At 39.9% G+C, this 23,721-nt stretch carries 24 protein-coding genes, 2 pseudogenes and 1 other annotated feature; of the genes and pseudogenes, 6 read left to right on the top strand and 20 right to left on the bottom strand.

Going from position 1 to position 23,721, the window contains the following annotated elements:
* Positions 1–8: 8 nt before the first annotated feature.
* From V3595_RS02160 to V3595_RS02140, 5 genes and pseudogenes are all read right to left on the bottom strand, one after another.
* A pseudogene (locus tag V3595_RS02160) lies at positions 9–890 on the bottom strand (helix-turn-helix transcriptional regulator).
* A 138-nt stretch (positions 891–1,028) separates the two neighbouring features.
* Positions 1,029–1,718: a response regulator gene (locus tag V3595_RS02155; RefSeq protein WP_402898841.1), complete on the bottom strand. Its 690-nt coding sequence runs from the start codon at positions 1,716–1,718 to the stop codon at positions 1,029–1,031.
* Positions 1,712–3,307 carry an ATP-binding protein gene (locus tag V3595_RS02150; protein WP_485905269.1) on the bottom strand — a complete coding sequence of 532 codons (1,596 nt, stop codon included), beginning with the start codon at positions 3,305–3,307 and terminating at the stop codon, positions 1,712–1,714. The genes V3595_RS02155 and V3595_RS02150 overlap by 7 nt, the downstream gene beginning before the upstream one ends.
* 498 nt (positions 3,308–3,805) lie before the next feature.
* A pseudogene (locus tag V3595_RS02145) lies at positions 3,806–3,913 on the bottom strand (collagen-like protein); the annotation flags it as partial.
* 525 nt (positions 3,914–4,438) lie between these two features.
* Positions 4,439–5,365 carry a DNA-3-methyladenine glycosylase family protein gene (locus tag V3595_RS02140; RefSeq protein ID WP_485905268.1) on the bottom strand — a complete coding sequence of 309 codons (927 nt, stop codon included), beginning with the start codon at positions 5,363–5,365 and terminating at the stop codon, positions 4,439–4,441.
* A 169-nt stretch (positions 5,366–5,534) separates the two neighbouring features.
* Between V3595_RS02140 and V3595_RS02135 the strand changes: the two genes are divergently transcribed.
* Together V3595_RS02135 and V3595_RS02130 are read left to right on the top strand one after the other, a co-directional pair.
* Positions 5,535–6,143 carry a bifunctional transcriptional activator/DNA repair enzyme AdaA gene (locus V3595_RS02135; RefSeq protein WP_485905701.1) on the top strand — a complete coding sequence of 203 codons (609 nt, stop codon included), beginning with the start codon at positions 5,535–5,537 and terminating at the stop codon, positions 6,141–6,143.
* Positions 6,133–6,657, top strand: coding sequence for a methylated-DNA--[protein]-cysteine S-methyltransferase (locus tag V3595_RS02130; protein WP_485905267.1), 525 nt, complete (start codon positions 6,133–6,135; stop codon positions 6,655–6,657). The genes V3595_RS02135 and V3595_RS02130 overlap by 11 nt, the downstream gene beginning before the upstream one ends.
* Positions 6,658–6,720: 63 nt before the next feature.
* Here the strand turns inward: V3595_RS02130 and V3595_RS02125 are convergent, their stop codons facing one another.
* From V3595_RS02125 to V3595_RS02110, 4 genes are all read right to left on the bottom strand, one after another.
* Positions 6,721–7,164 (bottom strand): DUF2690 domain-containing protein, encoded by a 444-nt coding sequence (locus tag V3595_RS02125; RefSeq protein WP_202190598.1) that lies wholly within the window; start codon positions 7,162–7,164, stop codon positions 6,721–6,723.
* A gap of 84 nt (positions 7,165–7,248) precedes the next feature.
* Complete coding sequence (locus V3595_RS02120; protein ID WP_485905266.1) at positions 7,249–7,710, bottom strand: YjfA family protein; 462 nt, start codon at positions 7,708–7,710, stop codon at positions 7,249–7,251.
* Positions 7,711–8,083: 373 nt separating this feature from the next.
* Positions 8,084–8,707 (bottom strand): NUDIX hydrolase, encoded by a 624-nt coding sequence (locus V3595_RS02115; RefSeq protein WP_485905265.1) that lies wholly within the window; start codon positions 8,705–8,707, stop codon positions 8,084–8,086.
* 39 nt (positions 8,708–8,746) lie between these two features.
* Positions 8,747–9,013 (bottom strand): transporter suffix domain-containing protein, encoded by a 267-nt coding sequence (locus V3595_RS02110; protein ID WP_230176643.1) that lies wholly within the window; start codon positions 9,011–9,013, stop codon positions 8,747–8,749.
* Positions 9,014–9,255: 242 nt separating this feature from the next.
* Here V3595_RS02110 and V3595_RS02105 point away from each other — a divergent pair, with 242 nt between their 5' ends.
* Complete coding sequence (locus tag V3595_RS02105; protein WP_485905264.1) at positions 9,256–9,936, top strand: copper homeostasis protein CutC; 681 nt, start codon at positions 9,256–9,258, stop codon at positions 9,934–9,936.
* A 126-nt stretch (positions 9,937–10,062) separates the two neighbouring features.
* Here the strand turns inward: V3595_RS02105 and V3595_RS02100 are convergent, their stop codons facing one another.
* From V3595_RS02100 to V3595_RS02075, 6 genes are all read right to left on the bottom strand, one after another.
* Positions 10,063–10,374 (bottom strand): UPF0715 family protein, encoded by a 312-nt coding sequence (locus tag V3595_RS02100; RefSeq protein WP_485905263.1) that lies wholly within the window; start codon positions 10,372–10,374, stop codon positions 10,063–10,065.
* A gap of 167 nt (positions 10,375–10,541) precedes the next feature.
* Complete coding sequence (locus V3595_RS02095; protein ID WP_485905699.1) at positions 10,542–11,336, bottom strand: putative protein N(5)-glutamine methyltransferase; 795 nt, start codon at positions 11,334–11,336, stop codon at positions 10,542–10,544.
* A 205-nt stretch (positions 11,337–11,541) separates the two neighbouring features.
* The gene (locus tag V3595_RS02090) at positions 11,542–12,279 is read right to left on the bottom strand and encodes a MerR family transcriptional regulator (protein ID WP_485905262.1); all 738 of its coding nucleotides are present in this window, start codon (positions 12,277–12,279) and stop codon (positions 11,542–11,544) included.
* A gap of 406 nt (positions 12,280–12,685) precedes the next feature.
* The gene (locus tag V3595_RS02085; protein WP_485905261.1) at positions 12,686–13,546 is read right to left on the bottom strand and encodes a pentapeptide repeat-containing protein; all 861 of its coding nucleotides are present in this window, start codon (positions 13,544–13,546) and stop codon (positions 12,686–12,688) included.
* A gap of 76 nt (positions 13,547–13,622) precedes the next feature.
* On the bottom strand, positions 13,623–14,084 hold the full coding sequence (locus tag V3595_RS02080; protein WP_485905260.1) for a VOC family protein: 462 nt from the start codon (positions 14,082–14,084) through the stop codon (positions 13,623–13,625).
* Positions 14,085–14,229: 145 nt separating this feature from the next.
* Complete coding sequence (locus tag V3595_RS02075) at positions 14,230–14,739, bottom strand: GNAT family N-acetyltransferase (RefSeq protein WP_485905259.1); 510 nt, start codon at positions 14,737–14,739, stop codon at positions 14,230–14,232.
* 296 nt (positions 14,740–15,035) lie between these two features.
* Between V3595_RS02075 and V3595_RS02070 the strand changes: the two genes are divergently transcribed.
* The gene (locus tag V3595_RS02070; protein WP_485905258.1) at positions 15,036–16,424 is read left to right on the top strand and encodes an L-cystine transporter; all 1,389 of its coding nucleotides are present in this window, start codon (positions 15,036–15,038) and stop codon (positions 16,422–16,424) included.
* 249 nt (positions 16,425–16,673) lie between these two features.
* Here the strand turns inward: V3595_RS02070 and V3595_RS02065 are convergent, their stop codons facing one another.
* The 3 genes from V3595_RS02065 to V3595_RS02055 form a co-directional block, all read right to left on the bottom strand.
* Positions 16,674–17,876, bottom strand: a complete 1,203-nt coding sequence (locus V3595_RS02065; protein WP_485905257.1) for a hypothetical protein — start codon at positions 17,874–17,876, stop codon at positions 16,674–16,676.
* Between the two features lie 153 nt (positions 17,877–18,029).
* Positions 18,030–18,686, bottom strand: a complete 657-nt coding sequence (locus tag V3595_RS02060; protein WP_485905256.1) for a phosphatase PAP2 family protein — start codon at positions 18,684–18,686, stop codon at positions 18,030–18,032.
* Positions 18,687–18,914: 228 nt separating this feature from the next.
* A complete protein-coding gene (locus V3595_RS02055; RefSeq protein ID WP_485905255.1) occupies positions 18,915–20,264 on the bottom strand; it encodes an amino acid permease in 1,350 nt (449 codons plus the stop codon).
* Positions 20,265–20,323: 59 nt separating this feature from the next.
* Positions 20,324–20,561: a binding site (T-box leader), on the bottom strand.
* A 497-nt stretch (positions 20,562–21,058) separates the two neighbouring features.
* On the opposite strand from V3595_RS02055, the gene V3595_RS02050 reads away from it, so the two are divergent.
* Entirely contained in the window at positions 21,059–21,472 is a 414-nt protein-coding gene (locus V3595_RS02050; protein WP_485905254.1) for an HTH domain-containing protein, read from the top strand.
* 9 nt (positions 21,473–21,481) lie between these two features.
* On the opposite strand, the gene V3595_RS02045 is transcribed toward V3595_RS02050, so the two are convergent.
* On the bottom strand, positions 21,482–21,793 hold the full coding sequence (locus tag V3595_RS02045; protein WP_485905253.1) for a hypothetical protein: 312 nt from the start codon (positions 21,791–21,793) through the stop codon (positions 21,482–21,484).
* A 91-nt stretch (positions 21,794–21,884) separates the two neighbouring features.
* Positions 21,885–22,118 (bottom strand): hypothetical protein, encoded by a 234-nt coding sequence (locus V3595_RS02040; RefSeq protein ID WP_063594544.1) that lies wholly within the window; start codon positions 22,116–22,118, stop codon positions 21,885–21,887.
* 209 nt (positions 22,119–22,327) lie between these two features.
* On the opposite strand from V3595_RS02040, the gene V3595_RS02035 reads away from it, so the two are divergent.
* Positions 22,328–23,491: an MFS transporter gene (locus V3595_RS02035; protein ID WP_485905252.1), complete on the top strand. Its 1,164-nt coding sequence runs from the start codon at positions 22,328–22,330 to the stop codon at positions 23,489–23,491.
* Positions 23,492–23,721: the final 230 nt, after the last annotated feature.

Genomic DNA, 23,721 nt, shown 5'->3' with positions numbered 1-23,721 from the left:
CCGCGCATTTATTCTTCAAATGATAAATTTGCCGGTCCATCCCAAAGGTCACAGCCGTAATCTATATTGGTCGTTGGTGTATCGGTACTGACTTCCTCGAATTCCAGTTCATCGATCCATACTTGGCCACGCCCTGAAAGGAGGACCCCGAATGAAATGATGGCACTGTTTTCGGGTACATCCAAGACGATATAATAATGGTTCCATTCCGTATCGTTAACGACGGGCCGATTCCCCATATTGTCGAATTGCAAAACATCAAGAAGCGCATTATCCACCCTCATCCATAAACCACAAAATCCATCAACATCTTGTGATTTTAAAAAACCCGACAGTTTCATTCTTTTGCCAAGGTAATTTTCCGCCTTGAATTGCTGCATCATCGTTGCAAATTCCTCCTTGGATTCCGCAGTGACGGATTTCAGGAAACCTGATGCCTGGCCTTTATGGAATGTCTCCCGGTCAATTCCCATTTTATAATTGAATGGATGACTCCCGCTTAAATTCCATCCTTTTAATAATTGTTCGTTTTTCATCGTCATTTCCTCCTTTTGCAAGGTTAGTTTACTTACGAGTTTCCGGTATTACCCTGGCGGCAGGTCATAATATTTCTTAAATGAACGAGTAAAGGATTCTTGTGTTTCAAAGCGGTAATATAAAGCAATATCGATTATTTTTTCATCGGTATAAAGCAGCATGTTTGCTGCATTGGCGATCCTCCGATATCGAATATATTCATATACGGTCACGCCAACCTCCTTGTGAAAAATACGATGATAATGAAACTTCGAAAAACCTGCGAATCGTGCGATGTTCTCTAAAGATAATTCATCTTGTAAGCTATTCTCTATATATTCAATCGTTTTTTGGATGATGGGACTGTATCTCATTTCCGAACCTCCTTAAGAAAAGGATAACAGAAAAAAATATCGTTTTTTTTGACATATATTGCTTTTTTTAAATTCTTAAAAACCATGCATGCATAAAAAAACACCTCCATAATGAAGGTGTTTCACTTAATTCAATCTCTATTGAATTTTATAATATCTTCGCTCAGGTCTCCCCACTACCCCGTATACGACTTCCGCTTTACATTTCTTAACGGATATCAAGTATTCCAGATAGCGTCTCGCGGTTGTCCTGGAAGCTCCGATCTGTCCGCTCACTTGCTCAGCCGACAAACCGATATCGCTTGCTTCGAGTACCTCGATCACTTTCGCCAAAGTGATTTCGTCGACCCCTTTCGGCAAGGATTGTCCATCGTTCGTTTCCGAAGCGGAAGAACCCTTTTTCAAAATGAGGTCAACAAAATCCTGATCTATTTCTTGTTTGGATTTCATCAGATGGACTTTCTTCAGATACTCTTCGATAACTTGGTTGAAGCGCTTCATTTCCACTGGTTTAATTAAATAATTCTCTACACCATAGTGAAGCGCCTTTTCAAGTAGTTCTTTATCCGTTGCCGCTGTAATCATGATGATATCCACATTCGGGAATTTTTGCCGTATGTCCGGAAGGAGGTCTGTACCAAGCTGATCTGGCATATAAACATCAAGCAAAAGCAGATCCGGGCTTTTTTGTTCCAAGATCCGAAGCGTTTTTTTGGCATTGACAGCTTTTCCGACCACTTCTATTTCATCAAAGTTTTTCAGGAATTTTTCATGGATATCCGCTACACGAAAATCATCTTCTGCAATGACTGCTCTTATCTTCAGCATTCTTTCCCTCCTCTCTGTTCTTTAGGAAGATACACTGTGAATATGGTGTTGCCATCCTCGCTGTGGACTTCGATGATGCCGCCTAGCTCTTTTACAACATGATCAGCATTCGAAAGTCCATAACCACTCGGACTTCCGCTGTTTTTCGAAGTGAAACCCCGATCGAAAATATGGGCGATCGCATCCTCTGGTATTCCTTTTCCGTTATCACTCACTTCAAATACCATATCATTTCCGATATCTGTGGCGAAAAATTTCACGAGTGGCTCTTCCATGCTTGAAACCGCTTCTAGTGCATTATCGATAATATTGCCTAGAATCAATGTTAGTTGCGACAATTTTATATGATCAGGCAGTTTCTCTAGGTAACTTTGTGCGTCTATTTCAAAGATGATCTTCTTCTCCGATGCTTTCCCTATCTTGCCTAGTAACAGGGCTTGTACCTTTGTATCCTTTATCTGTTCGAACACGACACGGTTCAGGGAATGCAATTCGGATGTTTCGCTTTGAATCATCTCTATTGCTTCATCATATTCCCCTAATTGTATCAATCCCGAAAGGACGTATAGTTTATTGGTGAATTCATGGGTTTGTGCCCTTAAATCCTCTGAATGCATCTTCACTTCAGATAATGTGTTGACCATTTCCTCAATTTCCGTTCGATCACGGAACGAAGCTACAACGCCGCTTACCCCTTCACTATCGAAGATTGGCGTACAATTAACAATGATGGATTTGTCTTTCCATGAAATCTCCTTATCCATTTGCGGTTCACCGGACTTCAGCACTTCGAATAAATATTTCGAAGGAAATAGTCCGTCCACGTTCAAATGGCGAACGGATTCTTTAATATCCAGCAATTTTTTCGCCGGCTGATTCATCGAGGTAATCAGCCCATTTTGGTCAATGGCCAGAATACCTTCTTTCACCGATTGAAGGACTGCATTTTTTTCTTTATATAAATTGGCGATTTCAAATGGTTCCAGCCCCAGTGTATCTTTACGGATGCTTCTTGCCAGCATATAACTGCCAATGATCGATATCATGATGGCCACTAAAGATACAACCATCTCTTTGGACAAATCCTTGAAAATTTGGGCGCGGACATCGTCCACTAAAAAACCGACGGAGACGATTCCAATTATTTTTCCATCCTCATTGAATACCGGTGACTTCCCCCGAATGGAAAGACCGAGTGATCCTGCCGCTTCGGAGACATAATATTCGCCTTCCCTAATGGCCCTGCTATTATCCCCGCCTTCCATCCGCTTCCCAATTTCGGAAACCAGCGGATGGGAATAGCGAATTCCCTCTGCATTCCCTACAACGATGAACTCAGCACCTGTTTCCCTGCGGATCTTTTCGACAATCGGCTGGATTATGCCAGCGGGATCATCCGTTTCAAAGGCCTCTGTAACGGTAGGCATGAAGCTAATCGTCTTTGAAAGTTCTAACGCCAATTGACCTTTATCCTTAGCTATTTGCCTTCCTTCCATATAGGAAAAAGTAGTCGTCAATAAAAGAATCAAAAACAGGCTCAACGATAAGACTAACCCGAGAATCTTGGTTTCTAGCGATACTTTCCTCATATTCAACAGCATCCTCTATTTTCATTTTCATTCACTAAATTTTATAGGAGCATAATGATTTTACCATTTCTATTAAATATTGAACATTGTTGGCCGTTTATTTCGCCACATTCAAAAATGATAAGATTTAAGCAACAAAAAAGGGAGTGCGAAATGAATTTCTTGAATCCTTTTCAAATGATTTATATGACATCATCACCCTTTTGCTGATTTACGATTTTTTCCAGAATTTTTTCTTTCTGGATAACGTTTCACCTGAGGTACTATCGGTTTATTTCTCAGTGTCCTATTTAAGTTGTTTTACACCTTGTATCTCCTTTCCCTAGTCGGAATGTTGACCGCTTTAGGGCGACGATCCACGGTATGCATTTCTCTTAAAGATGTTTTTCTTCAGATAGTGCTGCTTCTGTCTTGCTACCATATCTTTTCTTATTGGAAGAAAGCAAAACAAGCTGAAACATAAAATGCTCAAAGGAAACATCTCCTTTGAGCATTTTTTCAAAAACAGCTAAATGAATTGATTTGTCTTGTATCGATGCCAAAAATCGTCCAGAACCTGCCATTCCACCTGAAGCCGGCAACAGAACGCGGACCGACGAAGATGGGGCTGGAAATGAAATTTATCTCCGAAAATGGAGATATATCGACGATACTTACAAGTTTATCTCCGAAATTAGAGATATATCGTCGATACTTGCTGTTTTATCTCCGAAATTAGAGATATATCGACGATACTTGCTGTTTTATCTCCGAAAATAGAATTAAATCGACGATACTTGCTGTTTTATCTCCGAAAATTGAATTATATCAACGATACTTGCTGTTTTATCTCCGAAAATAGAATTATATCGACGATACTTGCTGTTTTATCTCCGAAAATTGAATTATATCAACGATACTTGCTGTTTTATCTCCGAAATTAGAATTATATCGACGATACTTGCTGTTTTATCTCCGAAATTAGAATTATATCGTCGATACTTGCTGTTTTATCTCCGAAATTAGAATTATATCGTCGATACTTGCTGTTTTATCTCCGAAAATAGAATTATATCGTCGATACTTGCTGTTTTATCTCCGAAAATGGAGATATATCGACGATACTTGCTGTTTTATCTCCGAAAATAGGAATCAATATAGCAATCTCCATAAATAGAAGGTCGCATAGGATTCCCAATCGGCCCACGCTTCCGAAAGTTTCAGGATTTCCGTTTTCGTTGGTTTTGCTTCCGTTTGCATGACCAGTTTAATGGAATTATGCAGCCCGACGTCATCGATGGGAAAGGCTGCTGGAAAACGCAAACAGCGCATCAAGACATAGTTCGCTGTCCACGGACCGATTCCCCGTATTTTGGTCAGCATTTTTTCAGCCTCTTTTACATTCTTTGCATTCAACAGCTTTTCTTTAGTAAGTTCCCCTTCTGCAATCAGTTGAGCAACACCTATTAAATATTCACACTTCTTCACCGTCATCCTCAAATCGGCAAAATCTTCGACCGTCAATTTCGCGATCACCTCAGGCGCCGGAAACAGCCAATATTGCTTTCCCTCAAATTCAACAAAATCACCAAATCCCTCCACAAGCCTCCGTTTCAAGGTATAGGCATAGGTCAAGTTTATCTGCTGACCAAGTATTCCCCAGGCAATCGCTTCAAATAAATCAGGGATGCCCATATTTCTCAAACCGAAGAATTGGCTTACCGGCTTTTGCAATATAGGGTCATTATGGGCGAGCTCATAGAAAGGAAGCAGATTTGTCTCAAGATCGAACCAGTGACGAATGTATTGGAAAACAGCATCCTTTACCTTATTATCCATCGTTGCAGTTCGTCCTGGAAACCGAACGGTCAGCTCCGTTTCATTCATCGCACTGATTTCTATTAAAAGAGTCTCGTTTTCGACAACAAGTGCTCGATAAATTTTTTGATCAACAATATCGAAAAGACATTCATTGGAGGATCTTGATAAGTATTTAAGATTTTCCGAAAAACTGAACTCTTTTGGTGCATGAATTCTCAATTCAGTCTTGCCTTCATCATTTGATAATGTCTCTTTCATTCCGCTCCTCCTTTAGCTTTATTCTAATGAAAAGTGAGTACGTTATCTTGCTCTTTCCTTCATCCAACTCCATTATTTTAACAGACCAATAGTGATCTCCCCTAACTCGAACAATTACTTTATCTTGCTTTTATATTATCAAAATGTTTGTATATCAACCCTTTCTTGTATACTAAATGAAGAGGTGAATGTAGTGAATCCTTTCCCGAATGAATATTGGAAAGCTATTATAGATTGTGATGCAGCATATGATGATCATTTTTTATACGGAGTAATTACGACAGGCATCTTTTGCAGGCCCTCCTGTAAATCCAGGGTGCCGAATAAGGAAAATGTGAAGATTTTCAAAAATGCCATGATGGCTTTGGAAGAAGATTTCCGGCCTTGTAAACGATGTAAACCGGAAGGACTGAATTTGCCGACGGAAGAATGGGTTGAACAAATAGCCGAATGGATCGACACCCATTACAGCGAACCCCTCACTTTGAACAAATTGGCGGATATTTCTCACGGCAGTCCCTATCATTTACAACGATCATTCAAGCGCGTGAAGGGGATATCGCCCACTGAATACATTCAACGGCTTCGCCTTGAAAAAGCAACGATGCTGCTGGAAAACTCCGAACAGCCGATAACTGAAATAGGCTTGGCTGTCGGTTTCTCTAGTACACCCTATTTCATGACGCTCTTCAAAAGGAAAATGGGGAATACCCCTTCAGGATATCGGAATGCTTATCTCAAAACTCAAGCTTTGGAGCGTGAAGGAAATGAAGAATGATAAAAAACAAACCATTGACTGGGCCATATTGCATTATGATAAGTGGCAATTATATGTGGCCAAGACGGAAAAAGGGCTTTGCTATGTAGGCTCTCCGGGTCAAACGTATGAAGAACTGAAGTCTTGGCTACAAAAACGCTTTCCAATGGCAAGCCTTGTTGAAAATGAAACAGCATTAAATCCCTATCTAAAAGAACTACAAGAATATTTCGAAGGAACCAGGCAGGCTTTCTCTCTTCCCGCAGATGTAAAAGGCACGCCCTTTCAACAAGAAATTTGGGCAGCGCTGAATCAAATCCCCTATGGAAAAACCTGTTCCTATTCCGATATTGCCCAAATCATCCAAAGACCTGCAGCTGTTCGGGCGGTTGGTACGGCCATTGGTGCCAATCCTATTCTGATCACGGTGCCATGTCACCGGGTTATCGGAAAAAACGGGGCCATTACCGGTTACCGGGGAGGTACGGAGATGAAAAAATATCTACTTCAATTGGAAGCAGAAATGAAAGCGTGAGTACAATCTGACCGCAAAAAAAAAGCATCCGACTATAAGGATGCTTTTTTTTGCCTTTGTTTTTCAGTACCAAATGGTCACCGCTTTTTTATATGCATCACTATTAGGTATCGCATGTATCCCTTGGGCCTGTGCCTTTCGCGGATCATAATCATATACCATTGGTGTATAGCACGAGGTCTGCCCAATATTCACAACACCATTGCCCCCAGAACTGGCGCATGTATAGGCCTTACCATCAGTACTTCGGACGATCCTGGCATCCGCTTCATGGTTGTATACCGCGGGGCGTGTTACGGTCACTTTTGCCCATGCGGTTTTACAGACAGTGCTGAATTTCAATTCTACGTACGAATTGGAATCGATCCATTTTTTATCCTTCGTTACCGCCGAACTTGCACAACTATTATAGTATGGACTTTTTCCATCATAGGTGTGTGTTTCGGCCAGTGCTTGATTTTTTCCAAAACCAAAGTCGACAAGAAACATCGACAGTGTCATCACCATGGATAAACCTATCATTTTAAGCTTTTTATTCAATACATTCATCCTTTCTTTGCAAAAATATAGATGAAGGTTTTTCCTTTTTCATTAATACCAATCGGTTTCACCTGCTGTATATGGCCAAAAAGCGACCGCTTTTGCTTTTCGCGGATCTAAATCATATACCATTGGTGTATAGCAAGTCGTTTGACCTTTATTTATTTCTCCATTTCCTCCAGGAGATGCACAGCTATATTGTTTATTATCAGTATTTCGGACAACCAATGCCGTTGCCTCCCCATCCGTTTTAGCCGGTCTGCTTAGGGTCATCTTTGCCCAAGCCGTTTTGCAAGTTGTGCTGAATTTCAACTCCAAATTGGCAGAAGCCCCGTTGGCATAAATTTTCACGGACTTCTTCGTGACTGCACTATTCGCACAACCATTATAGTAAGGACTTTTTCCATCATAGGTATGTGTTTCTGCTGATGCTTTGCTCGCAAAAGAATCAAGGGAGCCAAAAAGGACTAAAGAAGCTACAAAAAATGAAATGCATAAAACCATTTTTTTCATTATTTCACTCATCCCCTTAACAAAATTTATACACTGTTCATCTTACAATTTTGTAATATTCTTACAAGTGATAAATTCCCTAGTTCATGAAAATTACAGGCTCTCCTTTAACTTGCAGCCTGCCATCACTATTACATTCTGGTATGTCTCGCTTTATCAATTGAATCAGCACAGAGACAAAGTCATTATCCCTATGAGCAATTCAGGACAAATAAGGTAACAACTAAGGACATATGCGTATCGAGCTGAGACAAAACGAGCCAATAGGCTGCCGTTGATCGGTAAGGATACAGGTCAATGTACTTAAAGTTTTTTTCAAGAAAAAGAAAAGCCCCAACAAAACTCGAATCGTTTTGTCGGGACTTTATTTTCATTAAGCGAGGTTTTCTCTGATCAATCTAATGGTGCTTTCATAATAGGAAAGATCATGCGGAACGAACTCATCCCGTCCAACAAATCGATCGATCTTCATCCTACGGCCTTCGTGATTTATTTCAAATCCCTTAATATTCACTTTGTCCTTCGCTCCGGTCCAAAGCTCTTCGAAGTCATTCAGCACAACCTTCACTATCCCGGAAACCTCTTCTGGCTGCAGGTTGAAATCATCGAAGCTATGTGCACTTTCATATAGAAAGACGTTTGCCAGTTCTTTGTCGATGAAATCCTCTTTCGTTTGATGGTATTCAAAAATCCCTAATGGAACCAACTCGTCAAAGGAAACGTCAATGCCTATTTCTTCTTTAATCTCCCTGACTCCGTCGTATACCGTTTCATGAGCCAGCAAATGACCGGCAGCCGTAATATCCAATAGATTCGGATAATCTTTTTTCAGCGCACAACGATGCTGAAGATATAGGTAATCCACGCCCGCTTCCCTACTCACGAACCAGCAATGGAAAACCTCATGCCAATGTCCCAATCTATGTACTTCCTCACGCGAAGCCACGCCGGTTTGAATGCGATTGGAATCGAAAACTTTCAACAACTCAGTTTCCAATGGAGCTTCACTCCTAGCCCTTTTTTATAAAAAACAGCTTCATCCTTTTTCTTTTCTCCAATTTTTCGGGTTTAAATAACCTTTATATTTAGCAGCCACTTCTTTCCCGACCAAAAGTGCGCCTGCCCAAAACATGACTTCCGCAAAGACGATCGCACCTGTTATGACCCCTGCTTTAACCGCAGTCGAAAATGGCGTAAAAGGAGCTACGACAGGAATGATCCAAGTGAGAAGGGAAATGATCAGGAACCCCATCCCTACTTTGTAAAACCTCGATTTCTTTATTTCCTTACTTTCTTTATCCAATTAAATAACCTCCGTCATGATGATTTTCATTTAATTACCCTGCCGAACATTCCACTTTCAAATATACCATTGAATATATTCTTTTTTTATACGTTTGAATGTTCATTTCGTTTCATAAATAGTGAAATAAAGATATTCCATTTGAGGAAAGCTAGGGAAAACTATCTATTAATGAATTGACTTTACTATTCTTAATGGATTTAATAATCTTATAACACTTGCATGCAGGAAAGGATAATCCAATGTACATTGAATTCATTGCCACAACGATAGAGGATGCCATTATTATCGAAGAATCGGGCGCTGACCGAATCGAGCTTGTCAGTTCTCTAGCCGAGGGGGGATTAACTCCCAGCCACGCCCTGATAGAAGCTGTCGTCAATTCAGTAAAGATACCAGTCAACGTGATGGTAAGGCCTCATAGCCAGTCGTTTTGTTATACGCAAAATGATTTTGAAATCATGAAAAAAGATATCGAAATCATTCGATCACTGGGAGCGAACGGGGTTGTATTGGGTGCATTAAATGAAAATAATGAAATCAATCGACCATATCTCGAAGAATTATTGACGGTATGTGAAGGTTTGGAGATTACATTCCACCGAGCCATCGATGAAACAAACGACCCAGTCATTTCAGCTAAAATGCTAGCACAATATCCAGAAATCACAACGATATTGACCTCAGGAGGTCATGGGGATTTCCCCAGCCGCATGAAAATCATTCAACAAATGAAAAGAGTCTGCGGCGACATAGCGATACTGGTTGGAAGCGGCTTAAATAAGGATAATATCCTTTCTATCCATTCCGAACTGCATACCGGTCACTATCATTTCGGTACGGCTGTTCGAAAAAATAACAGTATCATTGAAGGAGTTACATTAGAAAAAGCTAAAGAAATCGTAAACTTGCTAAAGAAATAATGTCGGGAAGGGACCATTTCCTTGGTCCCTTTTATGATGCAGATCTCTTTTTTTGCAAAAAGACTTTGTCCCAAAACCAAAAAATCAATGCCGCAGAAAGGCTTATTGCATAGTAATTCTTTATAGTTAAAACTTCCATGCTGAAGTCAAAATTAAGCACCGAACTATAAATGAATACAGCCAGCAAAGAGAAAAAAATATAAAGGAAAAAAAAATTAAACTGAATTTTTTAGGATGTTTATTGAAAAGGACCTGTACCGGAACAGCAAATAATAAATAAGGGATAATGATATAAAAAGAAAACACGATAATGCCAAGCATCCCCCAGGAACCCTCGCTAAACATAACCATCACCGTGGAAAGCGATAGACAGGATGAGACTAGACTAAAAAAATAATAAGGAATCACATCGCTTAGCTCCGATACCTTTTGACTCATTTTCCAAAGTTCCATTTTAACCCATACCTCGAGATGACTTGATTTTTTTATTTCTGGATTGCCCCATTTTGTTGAAAAAAAATTTGATTTTTGAAGGTCACGGTTTTTCCTTGACATAACTTCTTTGTTCCAAACGTTATAAGAAAAAGCGCCTCCGAAACATTTCTTTAGAGTGCGGGCCTGGTTCCAATTACGACAGTGGCGTCCAGTTCTTCACACTTTACCACCCGTGGCATCACCCCGTATCTAGCAAAGATTTCTACGGTCTGCATCGCTTGCCGCTCACTGGTCTCGACTAACAAATGGGAGCCCGGTGCCAGCCAAAGTGTTGCCGAAGCCGCCACCCTTCGCTGGACATCAAGCCCGTCCGCCCCGCCGTCTAATGCGACCCTCGCCTCATGCATGCGCGCTTCATGGGGTAGTAGACCGATTCCATCAGTAGGGACGTATGGTGCGTTTGCGACCAGTACGTCAACACGTCCCCTTAAATTGGCTGGAAGCGGTTCATAGAGGTCCCCTTCGTATACCTGACCATTGACTGAAGTGACGTTACGACGTGCGCACCGCACCGCGGCTGGGTCAATGTCGACGGCGTACAACTCGATATCTTCGAGAACATCGCCCACAGCGGAGCCAACCGCGCCCGTGCCGCAGCACAAGTCCACCACGACGGCTCCTGGCATAGCGAGTGCTGCCGCTTGGCGGACTAAAAACTCGGTCCGTCGGCGCGGTACGAAGACTCCGAGATCAACTTCTATCCGGTTACCGCAAAATTCCGCCCACCCGATGACGTGTTCAAGAGGCAAACCCGCTATCCTTCTATCCACCATCCCGGCCAGTTCGGCCGTTGTCCCTGCCGCGATGATGAGCAACCGGGCCTCTTCCTCGGCGAAAACACAACCTGCGGCCCGAAGTTTAGTGACGATGCTTGTATAAATGGCATCTCCATTAAAAACAGCCACTTTACTTCCATTAACATTATTGATTTTCCCGAGGTTAAAGGAGGCATTCCTAAATTCCATAAGTTTCCCCCTATTCTCTATAAAGAATATTGTAAATATTAACATAACTATAGTATACAACTTCTTAAACTGACCGTCCCTTTAGCTCCAAAATAAGAAGGTTGCCGGAGCAACCTTCCATCATGAAATTTCTCAATCTAGAGATTTAATTTTTGTTAGCGTCAGCAAAATGCCCCATCGCATCACACATGAATTTTGCCAATCCTTCACCATATTGGTCGATATTTTTGGTGAAGCGTTGATCGTCCACGTACATTTGACCTAATCCTTTGAAAGCATCCAGCGAGTATGTGCCGAAGTTATTGTTCAAACAATCATACCATTCTTTAATGGCCTCTTGTGCCTCCTCCGACTTGGGCGAAGCATTTCGGATTGACGCAAGTTTTAAATAGATCTCCGATACAACTTTCTGTGCATCTTTGGACATGCCCGCCACTTTAGCCTTCGACTCATCGACAGCTTTATCCCCCCAAAGCTTGCGAGCTTCTTCTTCATATGGATTCTGACTGAAGTCAAATCCTTCAAATTTTTCTTTATTCGTCATTTGAATTTCCCCTTTCATATGCTTAATCGATTTTTCGACCGTCTTAATTAATTTATCGAGCTGACTGCGTTTCTCCAGTAACATTTTTTGATGTTGCTTTAACGCATCATGTTTATCAAACGAAGAGCTGCTTATCATTTGTTTTATTTCCTTTAATGGCATGCCAAGTTCCCTGAAAAACAGGATTTGCTGCAAAATCTCAAGATTATCATTCGAATAAAGGCGATAACCTGCATCGGTTATTTCCTCTGGTGATAATAACCCGATTTCATCATAATAATGCAGTGTCCGCACACTAATGCCAACTAAATCTGCTAGCTCTTTCACTTTCATTGCCACTGCTTCCCTCCTTTCGATATCAATTACTTTAAGGTATTACGCAACGTCAGAGTCAAATGAAAAAATGAAAATTTTCCGCCCAATTTGAAAAGACGATCCTTCCTAATGAAGAATCGCATGTTAGTCAGAATTCACTCTTTGTAAAAGCTTCGGATTAAAGCCAAAACTAATTTACTTGAAAGATTATTGTTTCTGCTCTATTGATGTTCAATACACTATGTATTAAAATTTCCCATTACTCGTGAGTTTGGGTCTTTTACTCGTGAGTTTGACGCTTTTACTCGCGAGTTTCGGCCTTTTACTCGTGAGTTTGACGCTTTTACTCGTGAGTTTCGGAGTTTTACTCGTGAATTAAACAATTTTCTTATTCATGAGGGGATTGCTCTGCATGAAGTTCGCTTTGATCTTAGTTATCCTTTTTTCTCCAATGATCGGGAATACTTAGAGAAGGCGGTAATTTTGTCTTCATATCGCCTTTAGCCGAGTTTATTTGTGCTTGTGTGATAAAGAAACTTCCGGTAAGATCGGCACCGCTTAAATCAGCATCCCTAAGGTCTGCACCGATAAGATCCGTCACTCTCATGTCAGCTTCTCTGAGGTCGGATGCAATAAACAAAGCTCCTCTTAAGTTCGCTCCCCTAAGGTCTGCACCTCTCAACTTTGCTCCGATAAGGTCACTTCCCCTACCTATTTTGTTCAGTTTTTTTTGTTTTTTCTTAAATGAAACCTTTGCACGTACCAATTCACTTGTGCGCAAAAGTAAATCGTTAACGATCGCTCTATGAGCTGTTACATTCAGGTCTATGATAGACTTTGCACTTTGTTTAGTGAGATATTCAGTGTCTTCAAAAGCAGCCTGCAATTCTCGATGAAGAGGTTTCGCATCTTCTAAATTCAGTGCTTCATTTAAGTAACAAAGCATTTCATGAAGTTGTTGCATTATAGGAAATACATCGAACATTTCCTTTGCTGACGCTGGGTTGTTCCTCCAATCGTTTCCATCATAAGTAAGTTGGGATACCTTTTGACCGGCACCATAGCATTCATATACCGTACAGCCTCGAAAGCCTTTTGCTCTGAGATTTTTATGGATGCCGCAACGATAATTTGATTGCAGGTTTGAACATGGTGTACCTCCATCTTTATCAAATGCAAAATCAGCAGATTTTGCATAAGGCAAAGCTACACAGCACAAACCAAAACAATTCTCACAGTCTGCCCGTAAATGATTAAGAATACTATCGTTATTCGTTAATTGATTAAACAATACTTACACTTCCTTCTATTAAAAATTGGTTCTATAAAACCAATCGTTTCATACTAGTAGATTTTTTTGTTTTCTACTATAAGATGGACTTTAGTTCTTCCCATTCTTCAAGTGAAAGTTTTTCGGTCATATGCTTATATGCATCAGGGACTTTTATCGAACACATAAGTTCCAGACTATTTCCATCAGGATCATTGAAGTAGACGGAAGCGTTTCCTTGGTTCGGACGCACAAAAGGTTCAATCGATGTCCTTTTTCCAAAAGGGACGACTTCTATTTTTAGAGATTGGAGCCAATTTAATGCATTTTTCATATTTTCATAGGATACCCGAAAGGCGATATGCCTTAGTGAAGGGTGGTATGGAGTTTGATATTCTTTCCCTTCCCATAAGCCGACCCAGCTTTTGTTTTCCTCAATCCAAAAGAAGGCAGTATCTTCATCCCTCCAAGCTAGTTTCAAGCCTATTTTCTTATAAAAATCCATTGAGATGGTCAGGTCCTTGACGGGTAAATGGGCTTCATATAAACCTTCTATCATATTATATTCTCCTTTCTCCTTTTAAGTAAATGAGCTCTTTTGCCGGGAAAATATCTCGCGGTCATTTCTTCATTGCTTCATCTCTTAAATCCTTTGCAATTTAAAATATGGTTTAATGCGGTCTATTATATAGAAGAAAATGGATTTATAAGTTCTTACTATAATGGTAGAATGTTAGCTTTTGACACGTATCCGCACTAATTTCCTCATTAATCGAAATCCGTTCAAAACCGTTTTTCACTAATACCTTTTGGGAGGCATAATTGTCGCTTGTCGTTTTGGCATGTATTTGAGTCACATTTAATTCCGGCGCTAGATTAACCAAAAGCTTTAAAGCTTCGTTCGCAATCCCTTTTTGCGTAAACGCTTCACCGATTCTATAACCGACATGAGCCGTACCATTAATCGGGTCGATATCCACAAGATTAATCCTGCCGACGATTATGCCTGAACCATCCTTAATCAAATAAAAAGAGGAGATAGCATCTTCCTGCTCTTTTAATAATGCCTTATGCCTAATTTCAAACGTTCCAAAGCTATAATAATCATCTCCCCGGCCTGGGACCGTTTGCTCGAAAAACCTTCTATTATTACATTCAAATGCAAATAACGCTTGTGCATCCTGTTCATTAAGCCAGTCAATGTATATATCCATCATTCTTCCATCCTTTCAAAAACGCTAAGCATATGCAGCCTGATATATCATTCAAGAAAACCAAGCGCATATCCTTCCTGATAAAATGTATATAATGGAAGATTTGTACTTAGCTTGTTCCAGTCCTCCCTTTTTTGTTCCCTCTAATCCAGTTCCAGAATAGAGATAAATACATGAATTACTTGAAAAGTCAAAAATAAATTATTTTCTTCTGGTAAAAAATCAACGGATGATGTATTATAGTCTTCAGATATTCATTATTCTCATTTGGTTAATCGGAATTAGGAGGAATATATATGATTGGTTATGTGTTTTTAAATCTTGCCATAATGCTCGTTCTTTTAGGCGTTTTATTTTACATGAATAAGAAGCATGTTTCCTTTACAAAAAGGGTCTTTACTGGACTTGGTTTAGGGATCGTATTCGGACTTCTTTTGCAATATTTCTATGAACCTCAGTCAGAGGCGATCGTTAAATCAGTCGATTGGTTTAACATTGTAGGTTCCGGCTATGTCAAGTTCCTGCAAATGATCGTCATGCCGCTTGTCTTCATTTCGATCTTATCCGCATTCACAAGATTGAAACTGACTAGCAATATTGGAAAGATCAGTGTCCTGATCATCGGAATCCTGCTTGGAACGACTGCGATTGCAGCAGCTGTCGGGATCACCTCGGCAACTGTATTCAATTTGGAAGCCGTTCAAATTGAGCAAGGGGAAGCGGAGTTAAGCCGCGGGGATCAAATATCGGAAACATACGGTACGATTCAGGATAAAACGATGCCGCAGCAAATTCTTGAGTTGATTCCGTCCAATCCGTTCCTTGATTTAACGGGAGCACGTCCGACATCAACCATTTCCGTTGTAATTTTTGCTGCATTCCTTGGGATTGCCTATTTAGGGGTCAAAAGGAAACAGCCTGAACATGCTGAATTTTTTGCTAAAATAGTAGATACATTGCACAGCATCATCATGCGTGTCGTAACATTGATCCTGCGTTTAACACCTTACGGGATCTTGGCGATCATGACGAAGACGGTAGCTACGAGTGATTTGGATGCCATCTTGAAATTGGGGAAATTCGTTGGTGCCTCTTATGTCGCACTGATTGTCATGTTCCTCATCCATTTGCTATTGCTGATGCTTGCAGGATTGAATCCAATCGTGTATTTGAGAAAAGCTTTCCCGGTATTATCGTTTGCCTTCACTTCAAGAACAAGTGCAGGAGCTCTGCCATTGAACATCCAAACACAGAAACAACTAGGGGTGTCCGAAGGTATTGCCAACTTTGCCGGATCCTTCGGCTTGTCGATCGGTCAAAACGGCTGTGCCGGAATCTATCCGGCCATGTTAGCGGTCATGATCGCTCCAACGGTTGGAATCAACCCACTAGAGCCTTCATTTATAGCCATGTTGATTGCTATCGTGGCCATTAGCTCTTTCGGGGTTGCAGGTGTAGGCGGAGGAGCAACATTCGCTGCCATCCTAGTATTATCTGCAATGAACTTGCCAATCGCCTTGGCCGGACTGTTGATTTCCGTCGAGCCTTTGATCGATATGGGAAGAACGGCTGTGAATGTCAGCGGAAGCATGACTTCCGGTATTCTGACTAGTAAAATAACGGGCGACCTGGATAAGGAACAGTTCAGCGTAGAATCATCTTTGAAAATTGAAGCTGAAATGTAAAAGAAAAAAGCATCGGACCTCCTGTCATAGGAGGTTCGATGCTTTTTTTCATAGGCTTAACATTAACTTTATCCACTTTTGGTTTTCCTGATGGTATATCCACAATAAAGAAGGATACCCAGCATGGTTATGATACTGCTCAGTATCAAATTTACGTTTTCTTGATAATGGGTCTGGCCCAATTAAGGTCTTGGTGCAAAAAGTAATATGGGAATGATGATTGAAACCCAATTTAATTTGAAATTCATTTTAAATAAGTACATGTAAGATATTTTCTTGTTTCTTATATCTTCCCTTTAATTCTCCAACACCAGCAATTGTAAGCGAATCAATGTTTTCAATGGGTCTTTCCTCTAATATCAGGTGTAATTTATTTATGTTTTGAATTCCATTATCAATATGGGCAATAACAGGTTGTTGAATAAAAAAATCTTGATTGTTCATTCTTACTTTTATAAAGCTCTTATGTAAAAGTCTATCTTCTAATGGGATGATATTCATCGGGTCAAAGGATACAGCAGTTATTTCCCCTTCAATATATAGATGAATTCCTGCTTGTTTATTAAACTCTTCAAATGCTTTAATTCTCTTTTCTATAGCAAAATTAATGACTTCCTCTGTTTCAGAACTTATTTTCACATCAGCTATTGAATGCTCCATATAATCACCGGACTGCTGTTTTAGTAGGTCATATAATATATCTTCTCTATCAAAAAAACCTTCCATCCAGCCTGGTGAAAGCTCCTCCAGTAACAAACACATAAACAAACCGGAACTATAACAACTTCTTCTTATACTAGAAGTAGATTCATATTTGTTTATTAGTTGTTGTGCATACTTTTTTAAAACTGAATGGTAATCAAGCGGGCTTTTTTCCGAGTAAGCCCTCAATTCGACATACCACGCAGGACCCTCAATGGTTTCAACCAATTTTTCATATGTTAGGTACTCTTCAATCTTGGCTGCTCTTTTTTCCCTTAGGGCAATGAAAGCATTAAGGTATTGTTTCTTCTTAATTATGTTATTTTCCAACAACGCACGATAAAGATTTGTTCGTTCCTGATTTCGTAATTCCACATTTTCTTTTGACACCGGATATGTGATTCCCATCATTTCATCGGGAAACCGTTTTTCATCCTTTATATACTGATAGCCGTGAAATATTTCATGAACCAGTATTGAATACAAATCTTCATATTCCTCATACGAATCCATATTAACAATTGCAGTGGGATATTCTTCATACATAATGATTGTGTCACCAGTAAACTGTACATCCCAGCTTAAAGTATGATATGTACATTGTGGATTGTTGCTGAATTTAGGATGATTGAATACATAAACATTTTTCTTATCATATAATGCATACGCAACAAGTTCAAAACCCGGCCAATAATTTTCTAACCTTGCTTTAACCAAGTCTTCAACAATTCGATTAAGATGATGAGGCATTCTTTTCCTCCCCTCCACTGTTACATTAGGTTAAAAACATAATACCATATATAATTTAACATAAATATCCAATTTTTTGATTGAAACAAAAAAGCCACTGTAACATATCAGCTCATGGGAGCGAATATTCTTACGGTGGCTTTTTTCATATGGTCACTTTTTAATTTGCCTCGCTGTGTAATGATTGGCCTGAAAAGCCGATAGCGCTTGGAACATATACTGGACAGCTGCATATACGCCACATGCAAGGAGTATTCCTGCGAGTACATCCAATACAGCATGCTGTTTCGTAAATAGCGTGGAGAGGATGATCAGTGTTCCGAATGCAGTGACACTGGCATACTCCCATTTGTGCTGTTCTTTCCGCTTATGGGCGACGATCATCATGATGAATGTAGTCAGTACATGTATGCTGGGAAGACAGTTGACAGGTTGATCATGACTATAGACGAATCGCATTAAATGGGCAAAGATATCGTTACCCACCACTTCTGGACGCGGAACTGTCGTTTGCCAAAGGCAATATACAAGAAAACAGAAAAGTTTCCCCGATATCAAACTGCCTAATCCTAAGAAATAGTGCTTTCGGTCAACAAAACAGTAGTAAATCAGCAATCCATAAATATACGGATACCAAAGTAAATAAGGAACGACAAATTCTTTAATAAAGGGAATCTCCCCATCTATTATAGTCGTAACATCGACAGCATGACCTGAAGATTGATTGATGATTGAATAGATGGAACTAGTAATCACCAAAAGTATTAAATAATATAACGGGTGAAAGGATAGTAAGGAATTGTTTTTCATAGCTCGCTCCGACTTTCAATATATTGGTTTTTTTCCAAAGATTATTATACAACATTTTTCACTAGATTAACTCTTTAATTGCTAAAGTTAATGATTCCCATGAACTAGTAAAATGGATATCTCTTACTTTTCATCAGACCATGAATACATAACGAAAGCCATGGCATATACCACGGCTTGAAACGGAAACTTATATGTGAGAAGGCAAAAGTGATATCTCCGCCTTCTCTAGATTTTGTTATGGCGTTTTTTCCATACAAACGTTAAGGAGATGAAGATGTAGATGCAAAGTGTAATGACCGTAACGATTATGGAAGTCGTGAAAATGATTCCGATCAGGATCGTTATTAAAGCGATGATCGCAGCCCAAGTCGTATAAGGGAACCATTTTACCGAATAGGCACTTGTTTTTCCGGAATGTTGTTTACGTGATTTCAAATGGGCGAAAGCAATGATCAACCAGATGAATAATACGGTATATCCCAGCGAACCCATTAGGAATTCGAAGGTTTTGCTTCCAGCAAATAAGGAAATCAGTACACCGCCATATAAAGCGGAAGTACACATTAATATTGCCGGAACAGGTACTTTCTTCTTGGATAAACGGGAAAAGATTTTCGGAACGCGACCATCCACGGCTTGTGTATACAGAACGCGGGATGAACCATACAACCCGGAGTTCATCGATGAAATGATCGCTAATAGAACAACGGCGTTCATGATATGGTCGGCACCTGGAATCCCGATCATTTGAAAGACCATTACAAACGGACTTTCCTTCACCCCGTTTACTTCGTTCCAAGGAATTAAGCTAACGATGATGAAAAAAGGAATAATATAGAAAGAAATGATCCTGACCAATGTACTGCGAACGGCCTTTGGAACCACTTTTTCAGGATTTTTCGTTTCAGCTAATGTGACCCCGATGATTTCCGTACCGCCATATGAATAGATTACCACCAGCATCGCCGTGATCAAACCTGTCGATCCATTCGGAAAGAAACCGCCATGCTCAGTCAAATTAGAAAAACCGACGGCTGTATGATCACCAAAAGTAACGAGCAACAACAATAATCCAGCCATGATGAACACAATGATGACGGTAATTTTAATTAAAGCAAGCCAGTACTCCGTTTCAGCAAAAACCTTTACCGACAGCAAGTTAACCGCAGTAACTAAAACCGAAACAGCTAATGCCAGTATCCAGATTGGATATCCAGGCAGCCAATATTGAATGAAAATCGCCGCAACCACTGATTCCGCCGCGATATTCAATACCCACATTTTCCAATAGATCCAATCCAGGAAATAGGCAGGATATTTTCCTAAAATCGATTGGACCAAATCCCTGAATGTTCGTGCACCGCTATTGCGGACCGCCATTTCAGCTAAACCTTGCATTATGAATAATAGGATGATGCCTCCTATCAAGTACGCAATGATTACGGAAGGGCCTGCCATATCAATGGCCGAACTGCTTCCTTTAAATAAACCTGCCCCGATGGCACCGCCTAATGCCATCATCGTAATATGCCTTGAAGTCATTGTCCTCTGTAAATTCCGTTTGTCCGTTTCCATATCCTTACCTCCCCAAAATCAAAAAAAGCATATCGTCTCTTCCTTCATAATCAAATGAAGAAAGAGACGATATGCCTTAAGCTTACCGCGGTACCACTCTTATTGGCTCTTTTTTAGAACCCTGCTTTAAAAACCTTGTAACGAAGGTCAATCGTTAAAACAAAAGAATGGAATCATTCCTATCTTTCGCTTTACCACTCCCAGGCAAGTTCAAAGTATCATTGGACTGCGTTGCACCAACCCGCAGCTCTCTTCACCGAATAATGAGCTTTTACTACTCCTGTTCATTGCGTTTCAAAAATTATATCTGAATATTTTTAATAATATCCCATACTATACGGACTCAAGGTAAATTTGTCAATAACTTTCTTAGGATAATATTTTCAAAGAAACAAATTAGGGGAAATCGTGTTGAGCCAGCATTATGAAAATTGTAAAATACTATATAAAATAAAGTTGATGCTCTATCACAGCAACTTCACTAGAATTTTGATCATTTCTACCTTAGGTAATTATTTTCTTCAGTTTAATTATGCACCCCAATGTGACTCACTGCTCATTTCTTTTTATGAACCTTCTAAAGTTACTTACAAATCACAGATTAATCCTATATCAAATCTCTATATCCTATAAGAAAAATTCATCGGAAATTCAAATATAAAATTCACCACATATTCTAATTTTTAAATTCCTAAATTTATTAAATTTTAAGAATTTTTTTAAAAAACTTAACTAGTTAAATAGACCTATATTATTATGTAGTTGAAGTAAAAATTCTACAGGGAGGTAATAGAATGAGGATTGGTCATGAACCTAAAGAGTTATTAAGAACTCTGCTAAATGATTATAAAATGCCTGCAGCATCATTAAGTAAAATTACCGGAATATCTGAGCAAGTCATACTAGATTTTGCAAATGGTGAAAATATTCAACCCGCGATAACTCAAACAGAAATGATGGACCTAATAGATTTAGTGGGCCTTTTAGTCATCGGCGTGCCCTCAACCGATGCAAATGAAAGGGTCTCCGCCATAACTCAAGCACTGACCGATGAATTTGGTATACCAGTGGAGACGATTTCCTTATTCTCTAATCTTGAATGTGAAGATATCGAAGAATTCATGAAAGAAAATGCTTCTCTGTCAATTGAGAAAAGATACAGCCTTGCAGTAACCGTCCTTTTTTTGCATTATATATTTAAAAGATGATTATTTTATTTATGAAACACCACCTGGATTTGGCTTTAATTTATGCAACGAAGCTTTTCCAAGGCTAACAAAACGTTTGAGCAACCATGCTTCAGTAACACCCCCATGCTGGAGACATGAGGGTGACAACTCCAAGAGTGAAGAACCACTACGATCTTGTGAGGATGAGTGGTTCTTTTTCCGTTTCTTGGCGAACGTAAACAGGATGAGACTGGTTGCTACTGCAATAAATATCTCTTTACCATTTCCATATTTAAGTTCAATACCTTCCCCATCTATAATTAGATGGAAAGGCCAAACCATGACCTTCTCCCTATCCATCATCAATAATTCCCACTGGAATAACCGAACACTTCTCCTGTTCACCTAATCAAATCAATCTATTCATAAAAGCCCAGACTCTCCTAAACGTTTAAAATTCCATCCCTAACCATGATGCAGCCACCATCAGAACCCCAACGACAATCACTATAACCGGTCCTACAACAATTAATCCAAATAGCAGTGAGCCTACTGCGTCCAGGAAGATTCGAAATGGTCCTGCTTTTTCCTTTTTATTCTGTTGCTGCGTTAATAAGTCTTCAAGATGACCTACTTTTTGCTTCAATTGCTGCAACTCTTGAATCACTTTTGTGTCCTGGTCCATGAATTACCACCCTCTTTAATTAACAATAAGTGTTAATTCTATCATTTACATCCATTTTCAAAAAGTGAAATTTATGCTCGAAACCAACTCTTTCATTCTATATCCATCCATAAATATTAAAACTATTTTTTCAAATTCTGTCATCAATGTTACAATAACAAGGTTGAAATCAATTCAATCTATAGAACACGTGAGGTATCATACTTTTTATGAAAGCATTACGATTATTAAAGAGTTTTAACTTTTTATATTTTGGACTGCTTGCCATTTTCATTCCGTTTCTCCCAGTCTATCTGGCTGATCAAGGTTTGCGTCCAGCCCAAATCGGATTCATCATCGGTACAGGTGGTTTTGTCACCCTCATCACCCAGCCTTTATGGGGAATGATCAGCGACAAAACAAGGACTATACGAAAAGTCCTGTTGTTACTCATCTTTTTCTCGAGCGTAATCGGTTATTTCCTCTATGATTCAAGCAGTTATCTTCAGCTTATCCTGTTTGCCATGCTGCTATATTTCTTTCTGATGCCGATCGATCCCCTGACGGAAAGCCTCAATTTTACGATTGCAGAGAAATCCGGGATCAGTTACGGTTCCATCCGGACATATGGTGCATTGGGTTATGCAGTCATATCGCTGATCACCGGCTATGTTATGTCATATTTCGGAGCGAACAGCCTTGCCTTCCTTTTTGCGGGCATAGGTTTGATCAGTTTCATTGTCAGCTGGATGATGCCTGATGCACCCGTTTCAGGGAAACCTGTCACCTTAAGCAGCCTTAAGCATTTTTTCAGCAATAAAGAGACGCTTCTCTTTCTGTTATTGGTTTTTATCTGTGCTGTTCCAGCAAGGATGAACGATACTTTCCTCGGAGTGTATATCCGGGAACTTGGAGGAAGTGCCAAGCTTGTAGGCTTGACCTGGTTCTTAGCGGCGGGAAGTGAAATCGTTGTATTCGCCCTAAGCTTCTGGTGGCTGCGCAAAGGTAAGGAAATCATCATCATTTCGTTTGCAGCAGCGTTTTTCTTTATCCGTTATTTCGTCTCTGCCTGGATTACCGATCCACAGCTATTAGCTTATTTGCAAGTCATGCAGCTATTGACTTTCCCGATTTTTTACTCGGCGGCCATCCAATATCTGTATCGGATCGTTCCGGTGGAATGGCGTGCCACAGGCCAGACCGTACTGGCGCTGCTATTCTTCGGGGTTTCGGGAATCATTGCTTCTTATATAGGCGGAGCCATATATGGAGCTTACGGCGGGAAGACCCTTTACTTGTTCATTTCCTCCATCTCCTTTATAGGAATGGTATTCGCTTTGGTTCTTTATCGGATATACGGCAAGAGGATCGATACTGCAGAGGACGCTGTATAATCCAAAAAACGGTATTAAAAAGAGCATGTTTTAATCAAAACATGCTCTTTTTGCATTCCGTTAGCGAAATAAAGGGGCAACCGTTAACATTAGCACGGAGAAGCAAAGCAGTATAGTAGTGGTCCTGTTTGAGAGTTTTACTTGTTTGCCATTTTTATAGAACCCTGAAAATTGAAGCCGATTTTTATAGAGTACATAAAGTAATGGAAAAATTGCCATACCAACAATCC

Source organism: Bacillus sp. CFBP9009 (assembly GCF_036541465.1).
GTDB lineage: Bacteria > Bacillota > Bacilli > Bacillales > DSM-1321 > Peribacillus.
This window is presented reverse-complemented; position numbering and strand designations above follow the sequence as displayed.